The sequence below is a fragment of the Erwinia magellanica genome, assembly GCF_039023495.1.
Classification (GTDB): domain Bacteria; phylum Pseudomonadota; class Gammaproteobacteria; order Enterobacterales; family Enterobacteriaceae; genus Erwinia.
Genome location: NZ_JBCHVC010000002.1, coordinates 393,190 through 406,037, shown reverse-complemented (window position 1 = coordinate 406,037; position 12,848 = coordinate 393,190). Strand labels below are relative to the sequence as shown.

Genomic DNA, 12,848 nt, shown 5'->3' with positions numbered 1-12,848 from the left:
CCGTGAGATAACAGCTATTGGGAGGAAACGATGAGAGTTGCAACCGAAACTCAGCAAGTGACAAAATCCCCGGCGTGGAAACGCCTGCTGTGGATGATTGTTATCTATGCCTGTAGCGTCATGGCACTGGGCGTTGTGGCGACCCTGTTCCGCTTTATGATGACCGCTGCCGGCATGAAGTCACACTGATATTCTGACTGCCAGTTATGCGTAAAGGGCCGACACTTGTCGGCCCTTTTCTTTACGTTCGTCATAAATAGTCACATAACCGGGGCGGTATAACGCCACGGATGGTCTACGCTTAGAGTTCTTCCATGAGGAATCATGCCAACACAAAGGAGACAGTATGAGTCTTTTAGATAAAGCGAACGATAAAGCAGACGAAGCGCTGGGCAAAGGTCAGGAGCAGTTTGGTAAAGCTGTCGATTCTCCAGAGCATGAGTTCAAAGGCCGTGTGCGCCAGGGCGCAGCAAAAGCGACTTATGCGGTGGATGATGCGCTGGATTGCGTGAAAACCAAAACGCAGGACGCGCCGTTTGTCTCGCTGGCGATTGCCGCTGGCGTGGGCTTCCTGGCGGCGAAGATTTTTGGTCGCCGTTAATCAGCCCAGGGCGGCTTAAAGCTGCCCCTCCAGAAAAGGCCGACATTTTCGGCCTTTTTTTATGCCTGCAATCTTTTGAAAACAGGCATTTTCTCTCCTGCCGTGTCCACTTATTGACCACACATTGGAGATCAGTCCAAAAATCGGGGTTATCAAAAAAGAGCTATCGGGCTGTTTTTTTGGTTGTGATCCTTATCCCCAGGCTCAACGGATAATTCGATATGTCCGGTAAACCACTCAGGCGTTTTGCACCGATCTCCCCTGCGGAGAAAATGGAAGCCATCATCCTTGCTGCACTTGAAATCTGAGTGCTTATGTAATCTGAACCATTTATCTTCAGCGTAATTCCGACAAATTGATTAAATCCATGTGAGTTTAACGTCCGCTTTTCGCTGTGAGTTCAACGGGTCGATGCAACGCTATCCTTAATCAAGGGGGACGTTGCCATGAAACGAAGAACGCGCATTAACTTCACACCAGAACAGAAAGCGATTATCTGGGACAGGTATAAGCAAGGTGATTCCCTGCATGATATCGCCAGATATGTTCGACAGATATCATTCTTCTATTATGCCCACTATCCACCAGACTGGTGGATACCGCCCCCTGTCCGAAAGCGGCATCCGTTAGCGCTTTCACTTGATGAAAGAGAGGAAATATCCAGAGCGCTGGTAGCAAAAATCAGCATCAGGGCGATCGCAAACAAACTATCGAGAGCCCCCTCAACGATTAGCCGCGAGATCAAGAGGCACGGTGGTGCAAAACAATACCGTGCATCAAAAGCGGATACTGCTGCGTGGGAAAATGCTCTGAGACCAAAACCCTGCAAGCTAATTGAAAGACCCACACTGTGTAAAATCATCGCAGAGAAGATGCATCAGGACTGGTCGCCGGAACAAATCGCCGGTTGGCTGAAACGCTGTTATCCGGATAATCAGGAAATGCATGTGTCACATGAAACGATATATAAAACGCTTTTTATACAAACCCGGGGTGCATTAAAAAAGAACTGCAGCAATGCCTCAGAAGCGGAAGAGTCGTGCGTAGATCCAGAACATCATCGCTTAAAGGGAAAGGATTAGGGTCAATCCCGGATACGATTTCTATCAGCGAAAGGCCATCTGAAGTTGCTGACAGAGCTATACCAGGGCACTGGGAAGGTGACCTGATCCAGGGCTCTCAAAACTCCTGTATCGTCACCCTCGTAGAACGTCATTCCCGTTTTGTTATGCTGGCCAAAGTCAGGGACAACAAGACCATAACGGTTATATCTGCACTCATCAAACAAGCCCGGGAATTACCTGCTGAACTTTATAAAACATTAACATGGGGCCGGGGTGCTGAAATGACCAGCCACACCCGGTTTACTGTAGCCACAGATATTCAGGTTTACTTCTGCGATCCTCAATCCCCCTGGCAACGCGGCTCCAATGAAAATACGAACAGATTACTCAGGCAGTATTTTCCAAAAGGAACCGATTTATCGGTTCACAGCCAGCAAAGGCTAAACACTGTTGCCAGACAGCTCAACGAAAGACCGAGAAAAACACTAGACTATGAATTACCCGCAGAGCGGTTCAATCAATGTGTTGCATCCATCAGTTGAACTCACAGCCAAGAGCAGACGTTGTTTAGCCCGAGATGTAACAATATTTAGGGGGCAGTCCAGCCTGTTTTCTTGTTTCATCTTGCAGAATGAATAAATTTATGTAGTAACCACTAAAATAATAAACATCAAGCGATAGATTTATCTTGTTGATATAAATGATTTTATTAAATATAGGTTAAATTTTAACTTGTGATATTTTACTTTTACCTGTAGTGATCACTATATATCTAACCCACAGCAATCAGGAGAATACACAGTGACTCACTCTTTTCAGAACAAAATTGCGGTTGTGACCGGCGCATCATCTGGCATTGGTCTTGGGATCGCACAGGAATTAGCAGCACTCGGTGCAACGGTGATCATTACCGGGCGGGACAAGAATAAACTTGAATCTGCACTCAGTACTCTTGGACCGGATGCGAGTCAGTTTAAGTTAGATGTATCCAGCCTCTCCGAACTGGATGATTTTTATGAGCAAATCCATTCCCGGTTTGGTCGTATCGACATTCTGATAGCCAATGCCGGCATGGGCGAATTTGAGCCCCTCGGGCAGATTACCCCGGAGAAGTTCGATCGTCAGTTCACAACGAACGTAAGGGGTATCACGTTTACCGTTCAGAAAGCATTACCACTTATGAAACCAGGCAGCAGCATTGTTATTACAGGCTCAACAGCCTCCATTAATCCAGGCCAGGGCCTCAGTGTTTATGGTGGCACCAAGGCCGCTTTACGCGCAATGGTACGCAGCTGGATTCTGGATATAAAAGGTGCCGGGGTTCGCATTAATATTCTCAGCCCCGGACCGGTTGACACTCAATCCTTACGCGATTTCCTTCCCGAACCCGTTGACGCCATCCTGCAGTCTTTGCGCGACCGTAGTCCGATTGGTCGCATCGGGCAGACTGACGAAATAGCAAAAGCTGTTGTCTTCCTCGCCAGTGACGATGCCGGTTATATCAACGGAGCGGAAATTTTTGCCGATGGCGGCGCCTCTCAGATCTGACCGTTGCTACTGAAAAAGAAATGTTTTTGAGCAGCATGACAGTCCTCCTTTTTACGGGAACCGGTCCTGCTGCCACTATTTGGTCCGGCACAGAGCTTCCTGCCGGGAGTGTACCTGTTGCGCTGAGTTTCAGCGGCATTATTAAACGTGATTCGCCGGCTTTATACGTGGTGGCTCCCTTTCAACCCTGACCTGAAGAGTTCAAATTATGATTAATTCCGTTCACGCAGAAAATGAACAACGCTATTTCGATGAATTAAAAATTCAGCGGTTACTTGCTGCCTACGTCCACAACCTGGATGACGGGAAATTTGCTGAGAATGCCGAGTTGTTTAAACATGCTGAATTTATTGTTCTCAGTGATACTGCTCACGGTAGTGAAGAAGTCGAGCGGTTTTTTAACCGTGGCGTTCAGCGCCATAAGGACGGAACGCCACGGACGTGGCATAACGTTTCTAATGTGCTGACAGATGTTTCACCTTCCGGTGATTCAGCCACCTGTGTCAGCTATTTCACCGTACATCAGGAACTGGACGGGTTTCCCTTGCAGCCAATATGCACAGGCCGGTATTACGACAGTTTTGAAAAACATGACGGTCAGTGGCGTTTTACTTCGCGCAACGTTGTTCCCCGGCTGATGGGCGAACTTCAGTTTCACGTGGGTATACCCATCGACAGTTCGCAGACTGAGGGGACGTAATTGACAGGAAAAAAACGCGCTCGTACGAACCAATTAGAATGCCAATACAGGCTTTCTGACGGCGAGTGAAGATGCTCATTATCCACTGCGGTGTGCAGTGGATTTCACTTTTTTATATCCTTCAGCCATCAGTGCCAGTACGGCGAGCCATATCGGGGCATACGTTAACAGCGATGCCAGAGTCAGTTTTTCTCCTGGCAGAAAAAGTGATACCAGAAATAACAATAAGGGTTCGACATAAGACAGCATGCCAAACAGCGTAAACGAGAGAATGCTGCTGGCAAGCAGAAAGCAGAGTAATGCAGAACTGCTCAGTAATCCCAGTCCTGTGAGAGTACCCCATCCGCCGGCCGGCCCGGCCGGTAACCATTCATTTCCGCTTCCCTGATAAACCAGAACAGCAATTGCAGGTACCACAAGCAATAAATTTTCTGCAATAACGCTAAAGAGCGCATCATTTTTAAGCTGACGTTTGATAATAAAATAAGGCGGATATCCCAGCATAACGATAAGAGCCACAAGATGCAGGCCAGGAAGCATGGCGCAGACACACGCTGCAGCGAGCAGCCGCATACTTTTTACCACTGACAATAAATAGTGCCAGAAAGGCCTGAGCTTTCTTCGAAAAACCAGCACCAGCAACAATGCAGTGGTTACTGCACGCCATCCGGCTATCTGCCATCCGTTCAGCGGATACAAAAAAGCACTGTAATAGCAGAGTACAGAAAACAGTACTGACGACAGTAATGACAGCGTGATGCCCTTGCGTGCAGACATATTTCCCCACGACCGTGTATCAAAAATAAAGCAGTGACGTAATGCGGGGCACCGGCCAGCTCATTGCTGACCAGTGCAGCATATTAACAGAGTCAGGAGAGCTGGAGCCAAGTACCCGGAATACTCAGCGCAAACTCACTACCAAAAACGATCGCTGGCGTCTGAAAACCGGGGAAACTGTCACCGTTCAGGACACGCCTTGCAGCCTCTGTGGCCGCAAGCGGCGTATAGGAATATCCGTTAACCGTCCCGATCACAGCCCGGTGGACCCTCCCGTCAGCCCCGGTGACCTCAGCAACAGCGCGTGCGTGATTTGCATCGCGTTCATCCTGCCCGGGCCCTTCAGGAAGCAGGGACAAATCACCCTGCGGAAAGGCATCCCCTGTTACATGTACAAACATCTCAATATCCGGAATACCGGTTGAATGCCATGCCGTCACCAGATCGCCAAAGGAAAGCGGCGCACAGGCAACAGGGCCTTCACCAAAATCAAACCAGCCGGGCTGCGCATCCTCTTTTGTCATCAGAATACCGTTAACGCGTTCCAGCAGGCCGGCTGCGATTATTTCGCCTGCGCTGACGGCTGACCCCCGGGACATCGTGCCGGCCACCTGTAATGCTATACGCAACCGTCGTGGTTCCGGTACATGCCGTGCAAGGCGAACGGCCAGACAGTCGGTTGGCACCACGTCCCAGCCCACGCCCGGCAGTAGCATACTCCCGGCCCGCGCCGCTCTTTCTCCCAGTGACTCAGCCAGCCGGTAAACGTTAATTTCCGCTGTGATATCAAGGTAATGAATACCCTGGTCTATACAGGCTTTCATCAGCGGTTCTGCCGTAGCGGCAAACGGCCCGGCGCAGTTCAGCACAACGCCGACGCCTGCCAGCTGCAGCGCGGTTTCAGCAGCGTCCTCCAGGCCGAATACCCGCATACTGACGTCAAGTTCATCGGCAAGTGCGGCCAGCCGCTGTGTATTTCTGCCGGCAATAATAATATTCAGACCGGCATTTTTAGCCTGTGCGGCGGTCATGCGTCCCGTGTAACCGGTGGCGCCATAAATCAGTAATGTTTTCATGGTTGGGGGTGCTGCCATTCTTTATAGACAAATTCAAGGCTGTAGCCATCGGGGTCGAAAACGCCGGCGGCGTAGTAGCGGGGATCGTAGTGAAGCCGGGCACCGGGTGCACCATTGTCAGACGCGCCGGCACGCATGGCTGAAGCATAGGCTTCATTCACCATTGTCTGATTTCGCGCGATAAACCCGACATGTACAGCAGCTGGCGCAACAGTTCCTTCGCGTAGCCAGAAAAAGATCCGGCCCTGAGCACCGAAGCCTTTCAAATCCGGATGGCCGGGCGGCCCCTCTTTTCCGTCATAATCATGACGAACCGTGATGCCGAGAGGGGCAAGCGCTTCCGTATAGAAACGGACAGAACGGTCTGTATCGCTGACCGTTAAAAAAAGATGATCAAGCATAAAACCTCCGGAAGGATTCAGATTTGGTAGCCGCCGGCAACCTCGATGGATTGTGCGTTAATCCAGGCGCTGTCATCAGAGATCAGGCCTGCGATAACCCGGCCCACATCATCCGGTTCGCCCACGCGCTCCAGCGCGGTCTGTGAGGCGAGCAGAGCCTCAAATTCATCATTCAATCCTCCGCCAAGCAACGTACGGATTGCGCCTGGTGAAACTGCATTTGCCCGGATACGTCGCGGCCCGAACTCTTTGGCCATGTAGCGGGTCAGTACTTCAAGCCCCCCTTTAAACGCGGCGTAGGGTGCCACGCCTGCCGTGGCTACCCGCGTAGTGGCGCTGGTAACGTTGATGATGTGTCCTCCATCACAAATCAGAGGCAGCAGCTTTTGGGTCAGGAAAAACGGCCCCTTCAGGTGTACGGCAAAAAGGCCGTCGAACTCACTCTCCGTCACCGTTTCAATCAGGTTGAAGAGCCCAAACCCCGCGTTGTTGACCAGCACGTCAATCTGCTCATGCCCCCAGGTGACACTGACTGTGTCCAGTAAGGCGTCGCGGAAAGTGCCGAAGGTTTCGGTGCGAGCCACATCCAGATGCAGCGCAACGGCACGGCCGCCTGATGCTTCAATATCCTTCACCACCTTCAGGGCAGATTCAGGATGGCTGTTGTAAGTCACAATCACCCCCATCCCTCTGGCCGCGCACTGCTGCGCCACGCTGGCGCCGATCCCGCCACTGCCGCCGGTTATCAGTACAATTTTCATGATTTCATCCTTTCTGTCTGCGATATGAAAAAGGATAAAGTAACCCGTAGCGGTCAGCCTCTGTGTTCCTGCTCGATTCTTGCCTTTTTCTGCTTTATGCTCACTTTGATCATCATACTGAGGAGGCCGATTTTGACACTGGAACCCCTGCTTGACGAGCTGCGCCTTCTGGCTGCTCATGCCCGAAACTGGCGAACCGAAACCGGTATCCCCCGCGTGGCAATGGTGCAGGGTGACGTTCCCGCACATGCGCTAGCTGCGGTCTATGAGCCGATGGTTAATCTCATACTGCGTGGAAGTAAATCCATGACGGTAGGTGACCGGGTATTCAATTACAATCCTGCTTCTTACTTTGTCATGTCAGTAGATCTGCCAGCCGTAGGCGAAGTCCATCCAGATACCACCGGCGCTCCTTATCTCGCGGTCAGCCTGACCCTGACGCCGGAAAGGATTGCGACACTGCTGGCTGATTTACCTCCCGTGAAGGCTGATTCACAGTCGGGTGCTTTTTCCGTTGCTGCTGTCACGCCCGAACTGCTGGATGCCTGGGTGAGAATGCTTCGCCTGATGAAAAATCCTGAAGATATCGCCGCCCTTGCACCGGTGTATGAACGTGAAATCCTTTATCATGTTCTGAAAGGTCCTCACGGCTGGATGCTGAGAGACATTGCTTCACCGGGAACTATGCTGGCGCGGATTGGTAATGCTATTCGCTGGATAAGACATAATTTTGCTGATGAGTTTTTGGTTGAATCGCTGGCCGGACAGGAAGCTATGAGCGTATCGGCCTTTCATCGCCATTTTAAGTCCGTGACAAACATGAGCCCGGTCCAGTATCAGAAGCGCGTCCGTCTTCTTCATGCCAGAACCAAATTACTGGCGCGTCAGCAGAGCGTCACGTCTGTTGCCATGGAGGTGGGTTATCGCAGCGTGCCCCAGTTTAATCGTGAGTACGCCCGTTTCTTTGGCCGCTCGCCTTTAAAAGATGCTGCAAGCCTCCGGAATAAGGCTGAAGATGCAGAAAGCTCTCAGAATCATTATGTTTAATGCGGCAGTAAATTTTGCCGCCGTAACGAAGCAATAATTCACCTCACAATATTTTATTCAGTGAATAGCAGCCAGGCATACCCGGCAGGCTGTAACTCAGACGTGGTTCAGTTTCGTAAAGTGCCAGTCGTCTGCCTGCTTATGCGTTTTGACAGACGACCTCAATGTTATTACCGTCAGGATCAAGGATGAAAGCCGCATAGTAGTGTGAATGATAATGGTTGCGAATTCCCGGCTCGCCATTGTCTCTACCGCCCGCCTGTACAGCGGTACGCCAGAATTCGTCGACTGTGGCCCGTTCACTGGCAGCAAAAGCCAGATGTGTTGAAGCGCCTGTCAGGTCTTTTTCATGAAGCCAGAGCCTCGGGTATCCCTCCGGGCCCAACCCGTACCGGGCACCACCTGTTAAAGTACGTTCCGGAGGCACAGAAATAAGCAGGCTGAACCCCAGCGGAGCGAGGGCTGCTTCATAGAATTTGAGCGATGCCTGAGCATTTTTCACAGCAATTTCAACATGGTCGATAACAGACATAACTTTTACCTCCTGGTTAAACATTTTTTGGCGTCAGGAGAGCGCCGAATGTCTGTCCGGCGAGCTGAGCCACGGCAGTTAACCTGGCTTTTGACAGTCCCGTTACTGCGGCTGCAGAAAAGCCCCGCAGCGTTGTCACGACATAATCAGAAAGCTCGCGGTCCCGTGCAGGTTCATACTGCCGGATATAATTTCTGATGAACTGAATTCCTGCCTCACCATAGCGACTTGCCAGCTCCCGGGCCTGCGGATCATCGGCACGCATACCTTCAGCCACAAGACAGCCCCGCTGGACTGGGGATCGGGCGTATAAACGTGCAGCAGTCATAAAAAGATCTGCAATCGCCTCATTCAGCGGCCTGCCCGGAGTCAGAATTTTGTCAGCCGGCAGGTTTCCTTCTGCAACATACAGATCCAGGCAGCGTTCAAACAGCCCTGCTTTACTACCGTAAGCGGCGTAAAGGCTGGGAGGATTTATATTCAGCGTCTTTGTCAGTTCTGTGATACCTACAGCATCATAACCACGCTGATGAAACAGCGCTTTAGCCGTCTGTACGCCGGACTCTCTGTCAAATACCCGCCGGGGTGCTTTTATCGTTTTTTCGGTATCGCTCATAGGTTTTTTTCCGTTGCATCAGAAGTGTTTCTGACTGCCATCTTAAAACTTTTTTGTAGTGATCGCTATAATAAGTTAGTGACAGCCTGTTCAGGCTTTCATATAGTGACCACTACAAAAAAACACATGGTGCAATTATGAATCAGTTATTTAAGAGAAAGGTCGCCGTTATCACTGGTGGCGGAAGCGGCATTGGTCTGGCTATAGCGAAAAGTATGAGCGATGAAGGCGCAGATGTCATTATCACCGGCCGGAATGCAGAAACCCTTCAGGAGGCGGTAAAGGCGCTGGGGATAAATGTAAAAGGTATTGTTGCTGACGTCAGCAGCAAGGTTAGTCTTGATGCGCTTTATGAACAGGTTAAAGCGGAATTCGGCCACATTGATATTCTTGTCGCTAATGCCGGCGGTGGGGTCCATGCTCCGCTTGGTGAAATCACTGAAAAACAGATCCACGACCAGTTTGCCACAAATGTAAAAGGTGTTGTGCTGACTGTTCAGCAGGCTTTGCCCCTGCTTGGGAAGGGCTCAAGCGTGGTTATCATTGGTTCAACGGCGTCAACAGACCCGGGACCCACCATGAGTATTTATGGTGCGACCAAAGCTGCAGTCAGAAACATGGTGAGAAGCTGGATTGCAGAGCTGCACGGATCGGGTATACGCATAAACATTGTCAGCCCGGGTCCTGTGAATACAGCGTCGCTCAGAGCCGCATTTGGCGATAATGCCAAAGAGGGAATCGCCTTCCTCACCGCTAAAAGTCCGTTAGGACGTATCGGAGAGCCGGAAGAAATAGCCTCTGTTGTTTCTTTCCTGGCCAGTGATGCCTCAAGCTATGTGAATGGTGTAGAGCTGTTCGCTGACGGGGGCGCCTCTCAGACCTGACAGATGGTGGATGCGTTGGTTTAACACAAAAGTACTTTGGCTCACCGTTTGTGTTAGCCCCGAGTGCAGATGTCCGCTTCTGGCACCAAGCCGATCGGTACTGGTCGTTTACTGTCCGCTATGAGTCATTCACAGAACGATTTAACCAGTGTGTTGCATCCATCGGTTGAACTCACAGCTCATAGCGGACATTGCACTCGTATCCGTCCACTTTGTGCCAGACGCTGATATTCTCAGAGCAAGAAATCATCACAACCTCCCTTGCGGGCTGTTCTCAGTGGCTTGCGCGTAAGTCTGGCTGCGAAAAACGTTAAGAGGGCTTCGGCCCTCTTTTTTATTTCTGGCGCTGATTATCGATAGTCAGGCTAACGCGGTTGGCGCGGCAGAACAGTTCGGAATAGTGCACCGGTTTTGCGTTCTGATCGAAAGCGATTTTGCTGATGCGGAACAGCGGCTCGCCCAGTTCACACTTCAGCCTCTGGGCCTCGGCTTTGGTGGCCATAAAGATATCTATGGTCTTTTTATCGCTCACCACGCGGGTGTCGAATTTTTCCTGGAACAGCTTATAGGTGGATGCGCCTGCGGTATAAATTTCGTCAAATGCCGGGTAGCGGGAAAGCGGGATCCAGGAGCTGTCGATAAACAGTGGCTCATCGTCGAGGTACATGACCCGCATCAGTCGAAAAATCTCGCTGCCGCCGGGGATATTCAGCCTTTCACAGAAAGAATCGGCGTTGATGCGCTCCTGTTCGATGACCTCTTCCCGGGTCGGCTTACCCTGGGAAACGCCGAAGTCGGTGAAGCCGCTTACCGTCAGCAGCGCGTTTTCAACCTTTTTACTTTGCACAAACGTGCCTTTCCCCTGCCAGCGTTGCAGCACGCCGTCGTTGACCAGATCGCTGATCGCTTTGCGAATGGTGATACGGCTGACGTTATAGAGCGTGCATAACTCGCTTTCTGTCGGGATCTGTTGACCAGCCCGGTAAACCCCCTGCGCGATATCATCAAGCAGGCGTTGGCGCACGGTGGCGTAAAGGAGTTGATGTGAGTAGCGCTCCGTAGCTGGCATGAATCGACCCTGAAGTTGTAAGAGGAGTAGGGTTGATTATATGAGCGTTTTTGGATGAGTAACAGGCGTTGGCGTGTGTAATGTCACGCCAACGCCAACGCCAACCCTCACCAGGCACCATGATAGCCAATGGTGAATTCGGCGCACCTGGTACCCTGTTTCATGGCGTCCGGCAGCGGCAAGCCGTTAGCGATAGCGCACAGTAACCCGGCGATGTATGAATCCCCGGCTCCCATGGTATCCACCACTTCGACGCGCTGCGGCGGCATCAGCCAGAACTGCGTGCCGTCCCACGCCAGGCTGCCGTTTTCACCAAGCGTGGCGATCGCCACCCCCGCGCCACATTGAACCACGGTTTGCAGCCGGTCGCGCAGCCACGGATTATCTTGATTTGCCGAGGCAAAAACATAATCAAGATGTTCCGGCAGCGTGTGCCACAGCGGACTTTCCCATTTATCGGCAAAATCAAACGACAGGATTTTGCCCGCCGCCTTCAGTGCAGGAAAAGCGGACTCCGCATGGCCCCAAATGGCGGAGTGAATAATGTCGAACTCCATTAGCCACGCAAGTTCCTGCTCACCGACGCTGAAATCCGCCATCACGCCTTCGGTATAGTTACCGAGAATGCGATCGTTATTGCGCAGTTCCACTTGGGTTTGCGCGGTTACACCGGGCATCATTCGCAGGTGGGAAATATCCACGCCGTGCTGCGCCAGGTCGCGGCGCAACATGGCACCGTAATCGTCTTCACCTACCCAACTGACGCAGGCGGGCTGCATCCCGTAACGTGTGCTGTAGACCGCCACGTTAACGGCGTTGCCGCCGGAAAACGCTTTGCCCAACTGTGGATAAATATCCACGCAGTTATCGCCTACCGTTGCCAGCCGTTTCATTGCGCCTCCTGTGACAACAGCTCGCGAAAACGCGCCAGCGCCTGGCGAGCGTAAAGCCGCGGTTCATTCATATACATCGTCACCAACTCAATAGTGCAATAGCCGTTATACCCGCTGTCGATAATATCGCGCATTAACTCGCGTAGCGGCATTTTGCCTTCGCCCGGAATATAGTGGCTGTCGCTGACACCGTCGCTGTCGACAATATGCAGATGGTGCAGCTTGTTGCCAAGTTTATCGAAATAGCTCATTACCGGCTCGCTCTGAACAAACGGGGCGCAGATATCAATCATGCTGAACAGGCGCGGCGAGGGCACCAGCGCCAGCGCACGAAGCACATCGTTGGCGTTGCATACCACGTTGGACTCATAAGGCGTCAGCGGCTCCAGCAACAGATCCATGCCTATGTTTTCTGCGTGAGCGCAGAGTTCGCGCAGATTATCCGCCAGCCGCTGCCAGATGGCGTCGGGCGGTGTGTGATAGCCGGCATGGGCGGCGGAAATCAGCGTGAAACCGGCATCCATCTCTTTAGCCATATCCATACCGAGCTTGATCATATCCAGGCTTTCTCGGCGCATCCGCTCATCGCCAAGCATCATATTGTACGGATAACCGTTGGTTTCTGGCGTGTAGCCGATAATCGGCATCTGATACACCCGCGCCAGCTCTTTAACGTGCTTAATGCCGCCCGCGTTGAGGTCCGGTGCATAAGCGTGGGGACGACCACCCCACAGTTCCAGCCCGTCATACCCTAATTCATGCGCGTCGCGAAATGCGTGTTCCAGCGGTAAACGCTGATGCCCACAGGTAAACATACCCGTTTTCATCTGTCTGCTCCTTGCTGTGATGCCCGGCCTGCATGGAGGCCGGGTGAGGGAA

Annotated in this window: 15 protein-coding genes and 1 pseudogene; 7 read left to right on the top strand and 9 right to left on the bottom strand. The window is 51.8% G+C overall.

The window, feature by feature from the left end; translation table 11 throughout:
* Positions 1-30 precede the first annotated feature (30 nt).
* The 5 genes and pseudogenes from AAH450_RS09145 to AAH450_RS09125 all read left to right on the top strand — a co-directional run bounded on the left by AAH450_RS09145 (position 31) and on the right by AAH450_RS09125 (position 3,913).
* Positions 31-189: a DUF2474 domain-containing protein gene (locus tag AAH450_RS09145; protein WP_318790057.1), complete on the top strand. Its 159-nt coding sequence runs from the start codon at positions 31-33 to the stop codon at positions 187-189.
* Positions 190-346: 157 nt separating this feature from the next.
* Positions 347-601, top strand: coding sequence for a CsbD family protein (locus AAH450_RS09140; RefSeq protein WP_318790056.1), 255 nt, complete (start codon positions 347-349; stop codon positions 599-601).
* 446 nt (positions 602-1,047) lie between these two features.
* Positions 1,048-2,207 (top strand): annotated as a pseudogene (locus AAH450_RS09135) (IS30 family transposase).
* Between the two features lie 259 nt (positions 2,208-2,466).
* Positions 2,467-3,213 carry an SDR family NAD(P)-dependent oxidoreductase gene (locus AAH450_RS09130; protein WP_342909947.1) on the top strand — a complete coding sequence of 249 codons (747 nt, stop codon included), beginning with the start codon at positions 2,467-2,469 and terminating at the stop codon, positions 3,211-3,213.
* 208 nt (positions 3,214-3,421) lie between these two features.
* Positions 3,422-3,913 (top strand): nuclear transport factor 2 family protein, encoded by a 492-nt coding sequence (locus tag AAH450_RS09125; protein WP_342909946.1) that lies wholly within the window; start codon positions 3,422-3,424, stop codon positions 3,911-3,913.
* A 78-nt stretch (positions 3,914-3,991) separates the two neighbouring features.
* On the opposite strand, the gene AAH450_RS09120 is transcribed toward AAH450_RS09125, so the two are convergent.
* From AAH450_RS09120 to AAH450_RS09105, 4 genes are all read right to left on the bottom strand, one after another.
* Positions 3,992-4,690 carry an EamA family transporter gene (locus AAH450_RS09120; RefSeq protein ID WP_342909945.1) on the bottom strand — a complete coding sequence of 233 codons (699 nt, stop codon included), beginning with the start codon at positions 4,688-4,690 and terminating at the stop codon, positions 3,992-3,994.
* A 92-nt stretch (positions 4,691-4,782) separates the two neighbouring features.
* Entirely contained in the window at positions 4,783-5,766 is a 984-nt protein-coding gene (locus AAH450_RS09115) for a saccharopine dehydrogenase family protein (RefSeq protein WP_342909944.1), read from the bottom strand.
* Complete coding sequence (locus AAH450_RS09110) at positions 5,763-6,167, bottom strand: VOC family protein (protein ID WP_342909943.1); 405 nt, start codon at positions 6,165-6,167, stop codon at positions 5,763-5,765. Before AAH450_RS09110 ends, AAH450_RS09115 begins: the two co-directional genes overlap by 4 nt.
* 17 nt (positions 6,168-6,184) lie before the next feature.
* Positions 6,185-6,928, bottom strand: a complete 744-nt coding sequence (locus AAH450_RS09105; protein WP_342909942.1) for an SDR family NAD(P)-dependent oxidoreductase — start codon at positions 6,926-6,928, stop codon at positions 6,185-6,187.
* A gap of 96 nt (positions 6,929-7,024) precedes the next feature.
* On the opposite strand from AAH450_RS09105, the gene AAH450_RS09100 reads away from it, so the two are divergent.
* Positions 7,025-7,975, top strand: a complete 951-nt coding sequence (locus AAH450_RS09100; RefSeq protein WP_342910375.1) for an AraC family transcriptional regulator — start codon at positions 7,025-7,027, stop codon at positions 7,973-7,975.
* Between the two features lie 139 nt (positions 7,976-8,114).
* Here AAH450_RS09100 and AAH450_RS09095 read toward each other — a convergent pair whose 3' ends face one another.
* Complete coding sequence (locus AAH450_RS09095; RefSeq protein ID WP_342909941.1) at positions 8,115-8,507, bottom strand: VOC family protein; 393 nt, start codon at positions 8,505-8,507, stop codon at positions 8,115-8,117.
* A 16-nt stretch (positions 8,508-8,523) separates the two neighbouring features.
* Entirely contained in the window at positions 8,524-9,123 is a 600-nt protein-coding gene (locus AAH450_RS09090; RefSeq protein WP_342909940.1) for a TetR/AcrR family transcriptional regulator, read from the bottom strand.
* A 137-nt stretch (positions 9,124-9,260) separates the two neighbouring features.
* Here AAH450_RS09090 and AAH450_RS09085 point away from each other — a divergent pair, with 137 nt between their 5' ends.
* Complete coding sequence (locus AAH450_RS09085) at positions 9,261-10,007, top strand: SDR family NAD(P)-dependent oxidoreductase (RefSeq protein WP_342909939.1); 747 nt, start codon at positions 9,261-9,263, stop codon at positions 10,005-10,007.
* 334 nt (positions 10,008-10,341) lie between these two features.
* On the opposite strand, the gene AAH450_RS09080 is transcribed toward AAH450_RS09085, so the two are convergent.
* The 3 genes from AAH450_RS09080 to frlC all read right to left on the bottom strand — a co-directional run bounded on the left by AAH450_RS09080 (position 10,342) and on the right by frlC (position 12,796).
* The gene (locus AAH450_RS09080; RefSeq protein ID WP_342909938.1) at positions 10,342-11,076 is read right to left on the bottom strand and encodes a GntR family transcriptional regulator; all 735 of its coding nucleotides are present in this window, start codon (positions 11,074-11,076) and stop codon (positions 10,342-10,344) included.
* 107 nt (positions 11,077-11,183) lie between these two features.
* The gene (gene frlD, locus AAH450_RS09075; RefSeq protein WP_342909937.1) at positions 11,184-11,969 is read right to left on the bottom strand and encodes a fructoselysine 6-kinase; all 786 of its coding nucleotides are present in this window, start codon (positions 11,967-11,969) and stop codon (positions 11,184-11,186) included.
* Positions 11,966-12,796: a fructoselysine 3-epimerase gene (frlC, locus tag AAH450_RS09070; RefSeq protein WP_342909936.1), complete on the bottom strand. Its 831-nt coding sequence runs from the start codon at positions 12,794-12,796 to the stop codon at positions 11,966-11,968. Before frlC ends, frlD begins: the two co-directional genes overlap by 4 nt.
* Positions 12,797-12,848 lie beyond the last annotated feature (52 nt).